The sequence below is a fragment of the Saccharothrix hoggarensis genome (assembly GCF_042678885.1).
Classification (GTDB): domain Bacteria; phylum Actinomycetota; class Actinomycetes; order Mycobacteriales; family Pseudonocardiaceae; genus Actinosynnema; species Actinosynnema hoggarensis.
In genome coordinates this window covers 1-16,349 of record NZ_JBHTLK010000162.1, presented here as the reverse complement: position 1 = coordinate 16,349, position 16,349 = coordinate 1, and the positions used below count along the sequence as shown (strand labels likewise).

Genomic DNA, 16,349 nt, shown 5'->3' with positions numbered 1-16,349 from the left:
AGCTGACCGGCGACCCGGCGGCCCGCGCGCACCTCGAACGCGGCAACGCCCTGCCGCCGGGTGTGGCGGGCGTCGGGTTCAAGGGCGGGTCGCTGCCCGGCGTCGTCACGGTGGGCTTCGGCGTGCGCTGGGCGGACGGGCGGGTCGGCAGCGCGGCCGTGCTGACGAAGGAGGTCGACGAGACCTGGTTCGGCCGGTCCGCGGAGCTGGTGCGACTGGTGCTGCGGGCCCTGCTGGAGCCCGCCGCGCTGCGGGAGCTCCAGGTCAGCCTCTCGTAGGATGGCAGCGGTGGACCTGGTGCAACGACTTGCCGAGCTGGAGCAGCGCGTCGCCGCGCTGGAGGGCGACGAGCGGGAGACGGTCGCGCTGCCCGAGACCGAGGACGGCGGCGGCGCGTTCGGCTACGGCGGGCGGGTGGCGCTGGGCGACGGCCGGGTGACGTGGCGGATCGACGTGACGCCGGAGCGCGCGCTGTCGTTGGCGGACCGCCCCCGGATCGAGGTGCTGTCCGCGTTGGCGCACCCGGTGCGGGTGGAGATCGTCCGCACCCTGCTCGCGCACGGCGGTCAGCCCGCGGCCGCGTTGCAGGAGGCGGCCCAGCTGGGCTCGACCGGTCAGCTGTACCACCACCTGAAGGCGTTGACGGCGTCCGGCGTGGTGGAGCAGGACAAGCGCGGGAGCTACCGGCTGCGGCCGGCGGCCACCATCCCCGTGCTCGTCCTGCTCACCGCCGCGTCGGACGTCGCCGGTCAGCTGCGCAGCTGAGGCGCGACCTCGGCCGCGACCAGCTCGACGTGGTCGAGGTCGGCGAGGTCGAGGACCTGCAGGTAGACGCGGCTGACGCCGGTCTTCTCCCGCCACGTGCCGAGCCGGTCCACGACCTCGGCGGGCGTGCCGGTGAGGCCGTTCTCGCGCAGCTCGTCCACCTCGCGGCCGATCGCGGCGGCGCGGCGGGAGACCTCGGCGTCGTCACGCCCGACGCAGACCACCAGGGCCGCGGAACGGGTGATCTCCGCCGGGTCGCGGCCGATCGCCTCGCACGCCGCGTCGACGCGGGTGAGCAGGTCGACGGAGGCGTCGACCTTCTGGAACGGCAGGTTGAACTCGTCCGCGAACCGGGCCGCGAGCGCGGGCGTGCGCTTCGGGCCCGTGCCGCCGATCAGCACCGGGATCTTCGCCACGGGCTTGGGCAGGGCGGGCGAGTCGGCCAGCCGGTAGTACTTGCCCTCGAAGTCGAACGTCCCGCCGACCGGGGTGCCCCACAGGCCGGTGACGATCTCCAGCTGCTCGGCGTACCGCTCGAACCGCTCCACGGTGGACGGGAACGGCAGGCCGTACGCGGTGTGCTCGGCCTCGAACCAGCCCGCGCCGAGGCCGAACTCGACCCGGCCGCCGGACATCTGGTCCACCTGCGCCACGCTGATCGCCAGCGGGCCGGGGTGGCGGAACGTCGCCGCGGTCATCAGCGTGCCGAGCCGGATGGTCTCGGTGTCGCGGGCGAGCCCGGCCAGCGTGATCCACGCGTCGGTGGGGCCGGGCAGGCCGTCGCCGTCGCCCATCTTGAGGTAGTGGTCGGAGCGGAAGAACGCGCCGTAGCCCGCGGCCTCGGCGGTGCGCGCCACCGCCAGGAGGTCGTCGTAGGTGGCCCCTTGCTGGGGCTCGGTGAAGATGCGGAGTTCCACCGCGCCGACGCTAGTCGGCCACTTCGGGAACCCGCGATTCGAGCGAGGCGGAGGTCGCGGACGTCACCGGCGGCGTGACCGGGACCGCTTCTCCTCCACCGGCGCGGCGGGCGGGGCGTCGGCACGGACCCGGAGCCCTTCGACCACCCGCACGATCGTGCGCTCGACCTCGGCGCTGGCCTTGCGCGGGTCGGACGCGCCGGCGATCGTGCTCGCGCCGGCCGACAGCGCGCCGAACAGCAGGCGGGACATCGTCTCGACCGGCAGCTGCTCCAGCTCGCCGGACGTGACCAGCACGTCGATGGTGGAGCGCAGCAGGCCGTAGCTGAAGTGCTCCTCGGCCTCGCGCCACCGCTCCCAGCCCATCACCACCGGCGCCTCGTGGATGACGATCCGCTGGTAGGCGGGTTCCAGGCAGACCCGGACGTACGCGCGCAGGCCCGCGATGGCGGTCTCCCACGGGTCGCCGGGCGCGCTGACGATCTCGCCGAGCTTGCGCATGAACCTGTTCTCGACCGAGTCGAAGGCGGCCTCGAACAACGCCTGCTTGCCGCTGAAGTGGTGGTAGAGCGCGCCCTTGGTGAGCCGGGCCCGCTTGGCGACCTCGTCCAGCGACGTGCCCGCGTACCCGCGTTTGGTGAACAGCTCGACCGCGCTGTCCACGAGGGCCTGCCTCGTCGACTCGGAGTACTCCAACCGCCTGGAACGCACTGTCACCACGTTCACAACCGTACGACATACCGACGGTACGTACTCGTGGTATGTTCGCCTCATCGGCCATACCGACGGTATGCGAGAGACCTGGGGTATGACGCCGGTCACCCCGAGAGGAGGCGTGATCATGAGTTGGACGGACTACTACCGACGACGTGACGCCCTGGACGCCGTGCTCCGCGCCGCGGCGGGGAATCCCGCGGCGCCCCTGACGTTCGACCGCGACCTGTTCGCGACCGAGGACGACCTGCTCCTCGCCCTCCACTACCGCTGGATGCGGCAGCTCACCGGGCGGCTCGGCACGGCGCTGGAGGACAGCGACGACGACCGCGTGGAAACCGTCACCCGGACGTGGCGCGCGCTGGCCGCCGAGCAGCCCGTGCTGCGCGCCGTGCTGGACGCGCACCTGACCGTGCCCGAGGCCCTCGAGCGGGAGCAGCGCCTGCTGGCGCTGACCGCGGGCCTGGCCGACCTGTCCGAGCCGGGCGAGGACGTCGCCGGCGTCGGCGCGGCGTTCCTCGGCCTGATCCGCACCGGCCCGGCCGCCGTCGTCCCCGGCCGGCGCCGCGGGCTCGCCAAGAGCGCCTGAGCACCTGTAGGTATGAGGCATGCCGAAGTGGACTCCCAGGAAATGGGACACCGCGGACATCCCCGACCAGGGCGGGCGCACCGTGCTGGTGACCGGGGCCAACTCGGGCCTCGGCCTGCGCACCGCGGAGGTGCTGGCGGGCAAGGGCGCCCACGTCCTGCTGGCGTGCCGGTCCGCCGAACGGGGTCAGCGGGCGTTGGAGCGCGTGCTCGCGACGGGCGGCAAGGCCGAGGTGGTGCCGCTGGACCTGGCCGACCTGTCCTCGGTCCGCACGGCCGCCGCCGAGGTGCGCGAGCGCACCGGTGACGCGCTGGACGTGCTGGTCAACAACGCGGGCATCATGGCGGTGCCGCTGGGCCGCACCGCCGACGGCTTCGAGCGCCAGTTCGGCACCAACCACCTCGGCCACGCCGCGCTGACGTGGCTGCTGATGCCCGCGCTGCGCACCCGGCCCGGCGCGCGGGTCGTCACCGTGTCGAGCCTCGCCCACCAGATCGGCCGCGTCGACCTGGCCGACCCGAACTACGAGGTGCGCCGGTACACGCCGTGGGGCGCCTACGGGCAGTCGAAGCTGGCCAACCTGCTGTTCGCCCGCGAGCTGGACCGGCGCACCCGCACGGCGGGCGTCGACGTGACGTCCGTCGCTGCCCACCCCGGTCTGACGGCCACCGAGCTGAGCGGCAACATGGCCAAGGCGCACCGCAACCCGCTGCTCGGGCTCGGCGCGCGGATCAGCGACTCGTTCTCCCAGAACGTCGAGGTCGGGGCGTTGCCGCAGCTCTACGCGGCCACGTCGCCGGACGTGGAGCCGGGCGGCTACTACGGGCCGGACGGGTTCCGCGAGATGCGCGGCCACCCGGCCCCGGCGGGGTCCACGACGGCCGCCCGGGACGAGCTGGCGGCGAGCCGGTTGTGGGACCTGACGGCCAAGCTCACGGGCGTCGCGCCCGACCCCTCGTGACGTAGGGTTGAGGTCGTGACCGTCGTACCTGAAGGTCGGAAGCTGCTGCGGCTGGAAGTCCGCAACAGCCAAACGCCCATCGAGAAGAAGCCCTCGTGGATCAAGACCAAGGCGAAGATGGGCCCCGAGTACCGGGAGCTCAAGGGCCTGGTCAAACGCGAGGGCCTCCACACGGTGTGCGAAGAGGCCGGTTGTCCCAACATCTACGAGTGCTGGGAAGACCGGGAGGCCACCTTCCTCATCGGTGGCGAGCAGTGCACCCGACGCTGCGACTTCTGCCAGATCGACACCGGCAAGCCCGCCGACCTCGACCGCGACGAACCGCGGCGCGTGGCGGAGTCCGTCCAGGCGATGGGCCTGCGGTACTCGACCGTCACCGGCGTGGCGCGCGACGACCTGGAGGACGGCGGCGCGTGGCTGTACGCCGAGACCGTCCGCCAGATCCACGAGATGAACCCCGGCACGGGCGTCGAGCTCCTGATCCCGGACTTCAACGCGGTGCCGGAGCAGCTGGCCGAGGTGTTCGGCTCACGTCCCGAGGTGCTGGCGCACAACCTGGAGACCGTGCCGCGGATCTTCAAGCGCATCCGGCCGGCGTTCCGCTACGAGCGGTCGCTGGAGGTCATCACCGCGGCCCGCGAGGCGGGTCTGGTGACGAAGTCCAACCTGATCCTGGGCATGGGCGAGACGCCGGACGAGGTCACCGAGGCGCTGCACGACCTGTACGACGCGGGCTGCGAGATCATCACGATCACGCAGTACCTGCGGCCGTCGCCCCGGCACCACCCGGTCGAGCGCTGGGTGAAGCCGGAGGAGTTCGTGACGCACAAGGAGACCGCCGAGGGCATCGGCTTCTCCGGCGTCATGGCCGGTCCCCTGGTCCGGTCCTCCTACCGCGCGGGCCGGCTGTACGCGCAGGCCGTGCAGAAGCGCGGCGACGTGCTGCCGGAGAACCTGCGCCACCTGCTCGAAGCGGGCGGCGCGGCGCAGGAGATCACCTCGCTGCTCTCGTCACGCTGACGTCGGCTCACCGACCACCACGCCGTCCAGCGCCCGGACGTAGTCCGCTCCGAAGGCGCTGGACGGCGTGTGCGCGCCGGGGGCCGTGCCGTCGAGGCGCTGGACGGCCTTGACCACCGAGTCCGCGGTGAGGTCGTAGGCGTTCGGCCCGGTGAGCGCGAGCCGCACCCGGTTGCCGTCGGCGTCCCAGACCTCGCCGAACACCTCGGAGCGCGTCCGGCCCCTGGTGGCGTCGTTGGGCCCGCCGATGCGCTTGGCCACCGCCTTGCCCAGCCGCTGGCCGAGGCCGGTGCGCAGGAGCGGCGCGGTGATCGGCTGCAGGCGCGTCAGCACGCCGGGGATCGTGGTGAACGTGGTGATGTTGGGGATGCCGGTGGACCGGTAGGCGGTGCTCACGTCGCCCCACGGGATCGCGCCCACGTCACGGGGCCGGTCGCGGAAGTGCGCGGTGCGCCGCCGGTGCCCCAGCCGGACGCCGCGGATCTCGCCGTCCCGCCGGACCCGGCCACCGCCGCCCGAGCCCTCGACGGCCGTCCGGGCCGTGCCCGCGCTCGCGCCGCCCTGCACCAGGAACGCCAGGTCGAGGTGCGTGGCCGTGGGCAGCGCCTCGTGCAGCATGGCGGCGACGCAGTCGGTGGGGACGACGTCGAACCCGATGCCCGGCAGCAGCACCACGCCGGCGGCCTTCGCGGCCTCGTCACGCGCGCTCACCGCCTCGAAGACGTCGATCTCGCCGGTGATGTCGAGGTAGTGGGTCCGGGACTCCAGGCAGGCGTCGACCATCGGTCCCGACGTCGCCGAGAACGGGCCGGCGCAGTGGGCGACCACGTCGACGTCCGCCAGCGCCGCCGCGGCGGCCTCCGGGTCGTCCAGTCGGAAGACCCGGTGCTCCAGCTCCAACCGTTCGGCCAGCGCGCGCACCTTCGCGGCATCGCGCCCGGCCAGCACGGGCCGCAGCCCGCGCCGCACCGCCAGCTCGGCGACCAACGTGCCGGTGAACCCGTTCGCCCCGTAGACCATCCACGTCATGGGGTAGAAGCTACTCGCAGGTAGCTAGGTGGACGACCGCCGCCGCACCACCGCGCTCCCCACCAGCAGGAGCGCGCCGAGCACGACGACCGGAGCGGCCCACGCCAACCGCTCCGCGCGCAGCCGGCCGCAGATCTCGACGAACGCCCCGCCCTCGGCCTCGACGGCGACCTCGTCGTAGCCCATGCCGACGGCGTTCCCGCACGAGACCGCGATGCCCGACGGGGTGTCGGTCGACAGGGGCGCCAGCACGATCAGCAGCCCGGCCAGGAAGAACGCAACACCGACCACCGCGGTGACGGCCCTGGGCGACATGCCGAGAAGTTACGTCTCCGGGACGCGCGCGCATAGGGGGATGTCACATAGGGGGACTCGGTTAGCACCCCTAATCAGCCGCCCGACCCACCGGGGGGCGAGCGGACGTCCTGGCGCGACGAACGGTCCCGCACCGCGCCCGGACCGATCGGCCACGCCTTTCACCCGACCGAGAACCGGCACCCACCCGTACCGGATACACCATTCCGCCGAGCCGCCGTCACGACGACGGCACATTTATCACTCGATCGAGTGAATGCGTTCCGCACCCGACCACCCGAATCGCCCAACGACGCGCCGAGCAGCGCCACTCACGCCCGTCCCGACACCCCGCGAGACGCGCCGGCGGACGTCCGCCGCTGGGCTCAAACCGCAGGCCGCTCGCCGACCGAGCCACCCATTTCACTCTTTGGTGCGCCATTGTCGAATCACCGACCGAACCCTTTCGACTACGTTTCCGCCACGCACCGAAGGAGTTCCCGACCGCCGTGAACACCATCCACGAGATCGTCGAGCACGACCTCCGCCCGCTGACCCGGAACCACCCCCTGGTGCCCGCGCTGGAACGACGGCTGGCCGTCGCGCTGGGTGGCAGCACCCGGTTCGGCAGGCTGGGCCTGCGCTGGCCGGCCGCGGCGGCGGGACGTGCCCAGGACACGGTCTCGTTCCGCACCAACGACGTCGGCGGCTACGGCCCCGTGCCGCTCACCCCGATCCTCGACGTCACCGTGGTCATCGCCCGCTTCGCCCGCATCCCCGAGTTCGCGCGGACCGACGAGCTGAAGCAGGCGAGGCTGATCCCGTGCGCCGACCGGGCCCGCGAGGAACTGCTCACGCGACCCATCCCCATGGACCGCTGGATCACGTTCGAAACGACCCTCGCGGACCACACCTACCGCCTCTGCGAAGGCCGCTGGCACGAACTCCGCCACCGCCGCGACCGAGCCGCCTGACGCGCTGGGCCGGACCGCTTCCACCTCCCAGCCTGCGAGGCGGCCCGGCCGAAGAACTACTCAGCGCTGAATGAATCGGGCGCGCGACCAAACGAGGTCGTCCGGGAAGGCGATGACCGAACCGATGATTCCGACAATGAGTGCCGTCCACGACAGGCCACCGAATCGCGCGCCTGTCGGCCGCTTTCTCCGACGCGTTCGAAAAGCCCTATTCGCCCCGCCGGATCCGGTCCCACCAGGTGGTGTCGTCGGCCAGGTGCCACTCGGAGAACCTCATCACCCGACCGTCCTCCGCCTTGATCGGGACGACCACGTCCGAGGTCGGCCGCATGTCGAGCCACATGGTTCCCGCCAGCGGACCGCTGATCACGAGCCAGGCGTCGTTGATCCCGTCCGTCCACATGTAGAGCGCGCCGACGGTCTCGAGGTCGTAGACGACCCCGCACTCGTCGTCCCACGCCTGCCACTCGGCGGGCTCGTAGTCGCGTGACGGTTCGCGCGGCTCCAACTCGTCCCAGAGCCGCTGGATCTCCGCGCGGTCGCGGAACGGCTCGGCCAGCCGGGCGAGGTCGGTGCGGTCGTCGCCGACCCAGCCCCACCCCTCCGACGTGCGCGTCAGCCTGTTCGTCTTCGCGTCGCCACCCGCGCTGACCGTGAGCAGGAACTCCCGGTACTCCTCGGGGAACACGACGCCGAACTGCCGCTCGGCTTCCTCCACCTCGTCGAGCGCGAGCGGGGCCGCCGGCAATGAACCAACCATGCCCCTCTTGTAACAGCCGCCCCGGGCGGAGGGCCAGTTCCGGGTTCCAGCAGTGGACGTCGCACACCCACCGAAAGCGCCTCAACCGGGTCTGTGCGACCCGCGCCTACCCCACGGTCAGGTCACTCCGTCTCGGCCCAACTCAGTCCACTCGGCCGGTCCCCGCGTCCGGCGAGCAGTCCCCACAGCGCTTCACGGACCAGGTCGAGCGGCACCTCGGCGTCGGCCGGGAATTCGTGGGCCGTGCCGAAGTAGGCGAACGTGACGCCCTGGGCGTTGGCGTGGCCGCCGGGGACGTACCAAGTGCCGTCTTCCCCGGAATACCGCACGGCTCCGAGACCGGTTTCCGCGCTCACGCCCACCAGCAGCTCGTGGTCGGGCAACTCGTCGCTGTCTTCTCGCACGGCATACGCGGTGGCGGCGCGGTACGCCGGCCCCAGCGTCAACAGCTCGTCAACGAAGGCGTCGACGTCTTCGCGCGTACGCAGGCGCCTTGGCTCCTGGTCGTGCCGGTACGCCACATCGAGGACGTAGCCCACAGTCAACGCTCCTTCCCGGTGTAGGCCTTCACGCCGCCCGGCCAGTGGACCGTCAAGCGCTGCCCCGGCCGGAGAACCCTCGGCACGACGCGATCGCAGGAGAACGGCCGAAATCACAGGGCCGGTTGTTCACGGCCAACGTAGCGTCAGCCTCACCGGCCTCCTCCACCTGGACGGCGACCTGCACCTGGACGTGGTCGGCCACCGTCAGGGTTCCCCGCGCGGGAGCCAGGCCGAGACGGCGCAGCCCCGCGACCGCTCGCTCGCGCAACTCACCATGGCCGCTCGTGATCGGCCCGTGCACCTGTCCGAACTGGTCGACCCAGAAACCCGACGTCTTACCGCCGGGGTCGTCGCGCTCGGGAAGGGCATCGAGGAGACCGGCGATCCGCCCGACCGTCGGCGCGGCACTGTCCGGCTGGGAAGCTGCGGGCCTGGCGGAACCTGGCGGCAGGGCTGGAGGCGCAACACTTGGTGGTGTGCCGTGCCGTTCGAGGCGGCCGGCCGCCGACGTGACGGCCTGCTGGATCACGCTCAACCGCTGTTGCAGCTGCTCGATACCGTCCGCGACTTCCTCGAAGCGAGCGATGACCTGCGACGCTTCATCGTCTTCACTTCCCAGCAGGGCGGTCCTCAGCAGGGCCAGGACGTCTTCCACGAGGCTGAGCGCGTCCGCCAGGGCAGCGAAGGGCAATTGCCCCACGGCCCGGCGCATGACGTCCACGACGTCGCCAATGCTCGTCACCGTGCGCTCAGTCGCTGGAGTTCACCGCATCGTCGAGGCCGTCCGAGCCAAACCTGGCCAACACCGCCACGGCCTCGGCCATGAAGTTCCGAAAAGCTCGCTCATCGGTGAAGTGAAGGCTGACCGCGCCGTCCGCGAACGAGAAGAACGCCTCTCCGCCCACAACCTCGTGATCGATCGCGCAGTTCGCATCGATCTGGGCGCTGGTGCGAACGTGGGTGCCAAGTTCGATTTGCATGTGCCTAGTCACTCTTTCCAGTGATGCCAATAACGACGGTGTCCGAGCTCGCGGGTCTCGTCCGGGCGCATGCACGGTTCGGGGTCGGTCCCGCGGCTCCACCCAAGGCATCCGACAGCGGTCCAGGGAAAACCGACGAGGGTGAGGTTACGAATCGCGGGACGGGCCAAGGGGTACAACCCGTACCCCCACACGATCGGGTCAAGCGGGCAGGCCGACCCGTTGGCAGAGATCGCGCACGTCGACGCGCATGCCCGCGGGCGGTTGCGCGGCCAGGCTGAGCAACATCTCGCGGGCGAACCCGTTGTACTTGATGGTCTCGGACGCCGTGCGCTCCGCGCGGTCCAGGAGCACCCACACCGCATGGCGTTCTTCGCGCTGGAAATGGGCCCGCGCCACCTCGATCAGGTGGCGGCTTCGGCGGGCCAGGGACGGGATCGTCTTCGCATCGAACGATTCCGCGGCTCGCAGCGCCTCACCGGACCGGCGCAACTCAACGCCCAGAGTGGCGGCGTGTGCGCCCATCACGGCCGTGGAGAACGAAGTCTGCACGTGCCGGTAGTCGGAACCAAGACCGCGCGCCACACGGTCGGCGCGTTCCCAGGCTTGCCACGCTTGACCGTGCCGACCCCGCCGCGCGTGCACGTAAGCCACCTCGGCGTGCAACGCCCCCCAGAGCCCACGCCAATCAGCCGGCGCGCGGTCGAGGTGCGGTTCGAGAGCACGGGTCGCGTCCGTCGCCAAGGCCACAGCCTCATCCCAACGGCCGGCATCACGCAATGCCTGCACCATCGCCCAGGCGCCTCCGGCCGCGACGTACGGGTCATCGGCTTCCTGTCCCTCGGTCAGGGCACGGTCGGCGACCAACCACACCAACTCCGGAGCGGGGCTGGTAGGCCACGTAGAAGTCAGCCAACTGGTAGACGCCGGCGAGCAGCCGCCGCGCTTCACGGCGCTTCTCCCCGGAGGTCCGTACCGCGGTCTGCGCATCGCGGATCAGCCCCGGGAGGAGAGTTCCGAGTTGCGTCCGGTGGTCAGAACTGGAGTGCCGGACGCGCCACGCCATGTCCAGCCGCACTGCCAGGTGAGCGAGGTCCGGCAGCGGCCTGTCCGGCGCGGCGAAGTGGTACTCGGTCAGCGCCCCTTGAACCTCGTACAGCGCCGCGTGGCGCTCACCCGCGAACGCTTGGACCGGGATTGTGTGATCACCGGTCAACTGGGCCAGGTCGTCAATGCCCAGGGCATGAGCGATGCGCAGGAGCATGGGCAGTCTCGGGGCCTGCAAACGACCGTTCTCGACCGCTTTCACCCATTCGGCAGATCGGCCGACCAGTCCGGCCAATACGGGGCGTGAGATACCCGCACGTTCCCGGTGGTGCTTGACTCGGAGCCCAACCGACATCTCGGATGCTGCCACGGCGATCCCTGCCCAGGTCGTGACGAGGTGGGAACCCTGAGGCTACCGGGTTTGACCAGCAAAGGCGCCGCTGCACAGGTTGACCACTGAAGTCGGACGAATTGTGCCGCGCCGGATCGCATTTCCCGGGAGTCCGGGAACGTGGAGTGCGTCCGAGCGCCGTTCGAAACGCTCGCGGTCGCCTGGAGTGCGGCGGAAGCTGCCTGTGGGGTCCGACACCTCTCGGATCACGCTCAAAGAGCAGCTGACCACCGGGAAGGCACCACACAACGAGACCGAGACGGGACGGCTTGCAGGGCGAAGCGCAGGCGCGCCGGCGCCGAAGCGAAGCCCGCCGACGTGGGGGCCAAGGCGCCGGCCACGGCGGGGGTCCGGGGGCGGAGCCCGCCGGGCGGGGTCTGGGGGCTGCACCCCCGGGGGACACAGTGGGCGCGGCAGGATTCGAACCTGCGACCGCTCGGGTGTAAACCGAGTGCTCTTCCGCTGAGCTACGCGCCCGTGACGCCGGGTCGGACCGGCGCGGGGAAGGTATCAGGCCAGGGCGGCCACGGCCTTCTTCCACGCCTCCTGGTCGCGGGCCTCGCCGGGGCCGTTCACCTCGGCGAACCGGACCACGCCGGAGGTGTCGACGAGGAACGTGCCGCGGGTCGCCATGCCGGACTTCTCGTTGAACACGCCGTACGCCCGCGCGACCTCGCCGTGCGGCCAGAAGTCCGACAGCAGCGGGAAGCGGTAGCCCTCTTCCCTCGCCCACGCCTTCAGGCTGAACGACGTGTCCACGGACACACCGACGACCTGCACGTTCTCATCCTCGTACACGGCCAGCTCGTCCCGCACCTGGCACAGCTCGCCGGTGCAGATGCCGCTGAACGCGAACGGGAAGAACACGAGCAGCACGTTGCGCTCCCCGCGGAACGAGGAGAGCGTCACACGTTGCTTGTTCTGGTCGGCGAGCGTGAAGTCCGGGGCCTGGGCACCGACCTCGACCATGCGAACCTCCACCACAGCGACCGTCGCCGGCGCAACCCGAAGAACGGGCTCCACCCGATCGAGGAGCCCGCCGTCGAGCCTAGGGCATGGCGGTCGGCGCCCGTTCCGTCAGCGCTTCGCCTTGGCCGACTTCGGCGCGACGAGCCTGGTGGCCGACCAGTCACCGCTGACCGTGATGTTGGAGGTCTGGGCGAGCCCCGCGGTGGACACCGCCTCGGCGATGTCGCTCGGCTCGACGTGACCGGCCCGCCCCGTCTTGGGCGTCAACACCCAGATCACGCCGTCGTCGGCCAGCGACGTGGTGGCGTTGATCAGGGCGTCGGCGAGGTCACCGTCGTCGTCGCGCCACCACAGCAGGACGACTTCCATCACCTCGTCGGAGTCCTCATCGAGCAGATCACCGCCCACCCGCTCCTCGATCGCGGCGCGCAGGTCGTCGTCGACGTCCTCGTCCCAGCCGATCTCCTGGACCACGCTGCCCGGTTCGATCCCGAGCCTGTCGGCGACACCGATCTTGCCGGCGTCTTCCGCGGCGACCACGGCTTCCACTCCTCCAAGTACACAAGAGCGGCAGCCGGGTACGACTGCCGCGCGATGTCACTACCAGTCGCGGCTAGCGAACACTGTCTGCCCCGCCACGCGCAACCGTAACCCTCAAGACACGCCGCATCGGGTACCCCCGGATGCGGTCCCCCGACGGCATGAGGCACGCTCTACACACCTCCTATTCGCGCGCGCGAGAGACACGATCCAGAACTACTCACCGGTAGCGGTGACGGGAGCATGTCTCTCGGGCAACGATGGAGTCAGCAGACACCGGAACGAGGAGATCCCTTGGCCCCGCAGAACACCCCCGAGCGGGTACGCGTCATCCGTGACGGTCTGGCCGCCCACCTCCCGGACATCGATCCGGAGGAGACCGCGGAGTGGCTGGAGTCGTTCGACGCCGCGCTCAAGGGCGGCGGGCAGCAGCGCGCCCGCTACCTGATGCTGCGCCTGCTCGAACGGGCCAGGGAGAGCCACGTCGGCGTTCCTTCGCTGACCAGCACGGACTACGTCAACACCATCCCCACCGAGCGCGAGCCGTGGTTCCCCGGCGACGAGGAGGTGGAGCGCCGCTACCGGGCCTGGATCCGGTGGAACGCGGCGATGACCGTGCACCGGGCGCAGCGCCCCGGCGTCGGTGTCGGCGGTCACATCTCGACCTACGCGTCGTCGGCGAGCCTCTACGAGGTCGGCTTCAACCACTTCTTCCGGGGCAAGGACCACCCCGGCGGCGGTGACCACGTGTTCATCCAGGGCCACGCCTCCCCCGGCGTGTACGCCCGCGCCTTCCTCGAAGGCCGGCTGTCCGCCGAGCAGCTCGACGGGTTCCGCCAGGAGCTGTCGCACGCGGGGCCGGGCGGCGGCCTGCCGTCGTACCCGCACCCGCGGCTGATGCCGGACTTCTGGGAGTTCCCCACCGTGTCCATGGGCCTCGGCCCGATGAACGCGATCTACCAGGCGCGGTTCAACCGCTACCTGCACGACCGCGGTATCAAGGACACGTCCGACCAGCACGTCTGGGCGTTCCTGGGCGACGGCGAGATGGACGAGCCGGAGTCGCGGGGCCTGTTGCAGGTCGCGGCGAACGAGCAGCTGGACAACCTGACCTTCGTGGTGAACTGCAACCTGCAGCGCCTCGACGGCCCGGTGCGCGGCAACGGCAAGATCATCCAGGAGCTGGAGGCGTTCTTCCGCGGTGCGGGCTGGAACGTCATCAAGGTCATCTGGGGCCGGGAGTGGGACGCCCTGCTGCACGCGGACCGCGACGGCGCGCTGGTCAACCTGATGAACACGACGCCGGACGGCGACTACCAGACGTACAAGGCCAACGACGGCGCGTACGTCAAGGAGCACTTCTTCGGGCGCGACCCGCGCACGAAGGAGCTGGTCTCGCCGATGTCCGACGACGAGGTGTGGAACCTCAAGCGCGGCGGCCACGACTACCGCAAGGTCTACGCGGCGTACAAGGCGGCGGTGGAGCACCACGGCCAGCCGACGGTCATCCTCGCCAAGACCATCAAGGGCTACGGCCTGGGCCCGCACTTCGCGGCGCGCAACGCCACGCACCAGATGAAGAAGATGACCCACGAGGACCTGAAGAACTTCCGGGACAGCCTGCGCATCCCGATCGCGGACAAGGACCTCGACCCGTACCTGCCGCCGTACTACCACCCCGGCACGGACGCCCCGGAGATCCAGTACCTGCTGGAGCGGCGCAAGCAGCTGGGCGGGTTCGTGCCGGAGCGCCGCACCAAGTCCAAGGCGCTGGTGCTGCCGGGCGACAAGGTCTACGACGTGGTCAAGCGGGGTTCGGGCAAGCAGGAGGTCGCCACGACGATGGCGTTCGTCCGGCTGGTCCGCGACCTGGCCAAGGACCCGGAGATCGGCAGCCGGATCGTGCCGATCATCCCGGACGAGGCGCGCACGTTCGGCATGGACTCGATGTTCCCGGCGCAGAAGATCTACAACCCGAACGGCCAGATGTACACGTCCGTGGACGCCCAGCTGATGCTGGCGTACAAGGAGAGCGAGCAGGGCCAGATCCTGCACGAGGGCATCAACGAGGCGGGGTCGACGGCGTCGTTCACCGCCGCGGGCACGTCGTACGCCACGCACGGCGAGCCGATGATCCCGATCTACATCTTCTACTCGATGTTCGGGTTCCAGCGCACCGGTGACGGCCTCTGGGCCGCCGCCGACCAGATGGCGCGCGGTTTCGTGCTCGGCGCGACGGCCGGCCGGACCACGCTGACGGGCGAGGGCCTCCAGCACGCGGACGGGCACTCGCTGCTGCTGGCGCACACGAACCCGGCGGTCGTGGCGTACGACCCGGCGTGGTCGTACGAGGTGGCGCACATCGTCAAGGACGGCCTGCGGCGGATGTACGGCGAGAACGCCGAGAACATCTTCTACTACATGACCGTCTACAACGAGCCGTACCAGCAGCCGGCCGAGCCGGAGGGCCTGGACGTGGAGGGCCTGCTCAAGGGCCTCTACCGGTACCAGGTAGCGGCGGCGCAGAGCGGTCCGCGGGCGCAGCTGCTCGCGTCGGGCGTGGCGATGCCGTGGGCGATCGAGGCGCAGCGGATGCTCGCCGAGGAGTGGGGCGTGCAGGCCGACGTGTGGTCGGCGACGTCGTACTCGGAGCTGCGCCGCGAGGCCGTCGAGGTCGACCGGCACAACCTGCTGCACCCCGACCAGGAGCCGCGCGTGCCGTACGTGACGCAGGCGCTGGCGGACGCGGCCGGTCCCGTGGTGGCAGTGTCGGACTGGATGCGCGCCGTGCCGGACCTGATCCGGCCGTACGTGCCGACGGACATGACCACGCTGGGCACGGACGGGTTCGGCTTCTCCGACACCCGGCCCGCGACGCGGCGCCACTTCCTGGTCGACGCCGAGTCGATCGTGGTGGCGACGCTCGCCGCGCTGGCCAAGCGCGGCGAGATCCAGCAGTCGCTGGTCGTGCAGGCGGCGAAGAAGTACCGGATCGACGACGTGAGCGCGGCGGGCCCGTCCACCTCGGACGCCGGCCTGGCCTGACCCACCGGCGGTGACGGGGGCGGTTCCGGGATTCCCGGGGCCGCCCCCGTCCCGTTCCCGCAGTAGTGCGGCCGGACCCGCGCGGAATGCGGTCGTTCCGGTGCGCGTTGTGATCCACCCCATAGACTCGGGCGCACAGCCCACGTCCAACGAGGGGTCGGATGGGTTCGCAGCCGCAGCACGCGTTGCACCACACGGTCGTGGTCGTCGACGTGTCCGCGTTCGGGCAGCGGCCCCTGAACCCGCAGCTGGAGATCCGGCGCGGGCTGTACGCGGCGTTGGAGGCCGCGTTCTCCGACAGCGGGCTCGACTGGTCGGCGGCGGAGCACGAGGACCGCGGCGACGGGGTGCTGGTGCTGGTCCCGGCCGACATGCCGAAGAGCCGGGTGGTGGGCGGTCTGCCGCACGCGCTGCTGGGCGAGCTGCGCCGGTACAACGCCAGCCGCAAGCCGACCGCCCAGATCCGGCTGCGGATGGCGATCACCGCGGGCGAGGTGCACCACGACGAGCGGGGCGTGGTCGGCGACGACGTCACGCTGGCGTTCCGGCTGGTCAACTCCGCGCCGGTGCGGGACGTCCTGGCCCACTCGACGGCGTCGTTCGCGCTGATCGTCTCCGACCGCCTCTACGACGACGTGGTCCGGCCCGACCCGGCGATGGACCCGGACTCGTTCCGCCCGGTCGACGTGAGCGTCAAGGAGGTCCGCGGGCGCGCCTGGCTGCACGTGTCGGACGGCGGGCCGCCGCCACCGCCTCCCCCGCCCCGGGAACCGACGGAGCGCCGCCCGAGGTGGCGTTGGCCGCGCCGGGCG

18 protein-coding genes, 1 tRNA gene and 3 pseudogenes are annotated in these 16,349 nt (G+C 71.1%); 8 read left to right on the top strand and 14 right to left on the bottom strand.

Annotated features, from left to right (window positions below; genetic code table 11):
* Positions 1-278: pseudogene (locus tag ACFQ3T_RS25465) on the top strand (serine hydrolase); the annotation flags it as partial.
* A gap of 1 nt (position 279) precedes the next feature.
* Positions 280-765 (top strand): helix-turn-helix domain-containing protein, encoded by a 486-nt coding sequence (locus ACFQ3T_RS25460; RefSeq protein WP_380726626.1) that lies wholly within the window; start codon positions 280-282, stop codon positions 763-765.
* On the opposite strand, the gene ACFQ3T_RS25455 is transcribed toward ACFQ3T_RS25460, so the two are convergent.
* Entirely contained in the window at positions 750-1,682 is a 933-nt protein-coding gene (locus tag ACFQ3T_RS25455) for an LLM class F420-dependent oxidoreductase (protein WP_380726624.1), read from the bottom strand. The two genes, ACFQ3T_RS25460 and ACFQ3T_RS25455, sit on opposite strands and share 16 nt — an antisense overlap.
* Before the next feature lie 63 nt (positions 1,683-1,745).
* Positions 1,746-2,393, bottom strand: a complete 648-nt coding sequence (locus ACFQ3T_RS25450) for a TetR/AcrR family transcriptional regulator (RefSeq protein ID WP_380726628.1) — start codon at positions 2,391-2,393, stop codon at positions 1,746-1,748.
* A 130-nt stretch (positions 2,394-2,523) separates the two neighbouring features.
* Between ACFQ3T_RS25450 and ACFQ3T_RS25445 the strand changes: the two genes are divergently transcribed.
* From ACFQ3T_RS25445 to lipA, 3 genes are read left to right on the top strand one after another with little or no spacing between them, the layout of a single operon-like run.
* A complete protein-coding gene (locus ACFQ3T_RS25445; RefSeq protein WP_380726622.1) occupies positions 2,524-2,985 on the top strand; it encodes a hypothetical protein in 462 nt (153 codons plus the stop codon).
* A gap of 19 nt (positions 2,986-3,004) precedes the next feature.
* On the top strand, positions 3,005-3,946 hold the full coding sequence (locus ACFQ3T_RS25440) for an oxidoreductase (protein WP_380726620.1): 942 nt from the start codon (positions 3,005-3,007) through the stop codon (positions 3,944-3,946).
* Positions 3,947-3,961: 15 nt separating this feature from the next.
* On the top strand, positions 3,962-4,966 hold the full coding sequence (lipA, locus tag ACFQ3T_RS25435; protein WP_380726618.1) for a lipoyl synthase: 1,005 nt from the start codon (positions 3,962-3,964) through the stop codon (positions 4,964-4,966).
* On the opposite strand, the gene ACFQ3T_RS25430 is transcribed toward lipA, so the two are convergent.
* Together ACFQ3T_RS25430 and ACFQ3T_RS25425 are read right to left on the bottom strand one after the other, a co-directional pair.
* Positions 4,958-5,995: a saccharopine dehydrogenase family protein gene (locus ACFQ3T_RS25430; protein WP_380726616.1), complete on the bottom strand. Its 1,038-nt coding sequence runs from the start codon at positions 5,993-5,995 to the stop codon at positions 4,958-4,960. The two genes, lipA and ACFQ3T_RS25430, sit on opposite strands and share 9 nt — an antisense overlap.
* A gap of 24 nt (positions 5,996-6,019) precedes the next feature.
* Positions 6,020-6,310 carry a hypothetical protein gene (locus ACFQ3T_RS25425; RefSeq protein WP_380726614.1) on the bottom strand — a complete coding sequence of 97 codons (291 nt, stop codon included), beginning with the start codon at positions 6,308-6,310 and terminating at the stop codon, positions 6,020-6,022.
* Positions 6,311-6,798: 488 nt separating this feature from the next.
* On the opposite strand from ACFQ3T_RS25425, the gene ACFQ3T_RS25420 reads away from it, so the two are divergent.
* Positions 6,799-7,263 carry a TIGR04141 family sporadically distributed protein gene (locus tag ACFQ3T_RS25420; protein WP_380726612.1) on the top strand — a complete coding sequence of 155 codons (465 nt, stop codon included), beginning with the start codon at positions 6,799-6,801 and terminating at the stop codon, positions 7,261-7,263.
* Positions 7,264-7,471: 208 nt separating this feature from the next.
* On the opposite strand, the gene ACFQ3T_RS25415 is transcribed toward ACFQ3T_RS25420, so the two are convergent.
* The 10 genes and pseudogenes from ACFQ3T_RS25415 to ACFQ3T_RS25370 all read right to left on the bottom strand — a co-directional run bounded on the left by ACFQ3T_RS25415 (position 7,472) and on the right by ACFQ3T_RS25370 (position 12,492).
* The gene (locus tag ACFQ3T_RS25415) at positions 7,472-8,023 is read right to left on the bottom strand and encodes an SMI1/KNR4 family protein (RefSeq protein ID WP_380726610.1); all 552 of its coding nucleotides are present in this window, start codon (positions 8,021-8,023) and stop codon (positions 7,472-7,474) included.
* Positions 8,024-8,145: 122 nt separating this feature from the next.
* Entirely contained in the window at positions 8,146-8,562 is a 417-nt protein-coding gene (locus tag ACFQ3T_RS25410; RefSeq protein ID WP_380726608.1) for an Imm1 family immunity protein, read from the bottom strand.
* A gap of 52 nt (positions 8,563-8,614) precedes the next feature.
* The gene (locus ACFQ3T_RS25405; protein ID WP_380726606.1) at positions 8,615-9,307 is read right to left on the bottom strand and encodes a DddA-like double-stranded DNA deaminase toxin; all 693 of its coding nucleotides are present in this window, start codon (positions 9,305-9,307) and stop codon (positions 8,615-8,617) included.
* 7 nt (positions 9,308-9,314) lie between these two features.
* Positions 9,315-9,545 carry a hypothetical protein gene (locus ACFQ3T_RS25400; RefSeq protein WP_380726604.1) on the bottom strand — a complete coding sequence of 77 codons (231 nt, stop codon included), beginning with the start codon at positions 9,543-9,545 and terminating at the stop codon, positions 9,315-9,317.
* Positions 9,546-9,746: 201 nt separating this feature from the next.
* Entirely contained in the window at positions 9,747-10,412 is a 666-nt protein-coding gene (locus tag ACFQ3T_RS25395; RefSeq protein ID WP_380726602.1) for a hypothetical protein, read from the bottom strand.
* Positions 10,369-10,809, bottom strand: a complete 441-nt coding sequence (locus ACFQ3T_RS25390; RefSeq protein ID WP_380726630.1) for a hypothetical protein — start codon at positions 10,807-10,809, stop codon at positions 10,369-10,371. The genes ACFQ3T_RS25395 and ACFQ3T_RS25390 overlap by 44 nt, the downstream gene beginning before the upstream one ends.
* 21 nt (positions 10,810-10,830) lie before the next feature.
* Positions 10,831-10,947: pseudogene (locus tag ACFQ3T_RS25385) on the bottom strand (helix-turn-helix domain-containing protein); the annotation flags it as partial.
* 441 nt (positions 10,948-11,388) lie between these two features.
* Positions 11,389-11,460 (bottom strand) — tRNA-Val (locus tag ACFQ3T_RS25380).
* 33 nt (positions 11,461-11,493) lie between these two features.
* Positions 11,494-11,952: a peroxiredoxin gene (locus ACFQ3T_RS25375; RefSeq protein ID WP_380726600.1), complete on the bottom strand. Its 459-nt coding sequence runs from the start codon at positions 11,950-11,952 to the stop codon at positions 11,494-11,496.
* Positions 11,953-12,060: 108 nt separating this feature from the next.
* Positions 12,061-12,492 carry a DUF3052 domain-containing protein gene (locus tag ACFQ3T_RS25370; protein WP_380726598.1) on the bottom strand — a complete coding sequence of 144 codons (432 nt, stop codon included), beginning with the start codon at positions 12,490-12,492 and terminating at the stop codon, positions 12,061-12,063.
* Between the two features lie 294 nt (positions 12,493-12,786).
* Here ACFQ3T_RS25370 and aceE point away from each other — a divergent pair, with 294 nt between their 5' ends.
* Positions 12,787-15,537, top strand: a complete 2,751-nt coding sequence (gene aceE / locus ACFQ3T_RS25365) for a pyruvate dehydrogenase (acetyl-transferring), homodimeric type (RefSeq protein WP_380726596.1) — start codon at positions 12,787-12,789, stop codon at positions 15,535-15,537.
* Positions 15,538-15,698: 161 nt separating this feature from the next.
* Positions 15,699-16,349: pseudogene (locus tag ACFQ3T_RS25360) on the top strand (hypothetical protein); the annotation flags it as partial.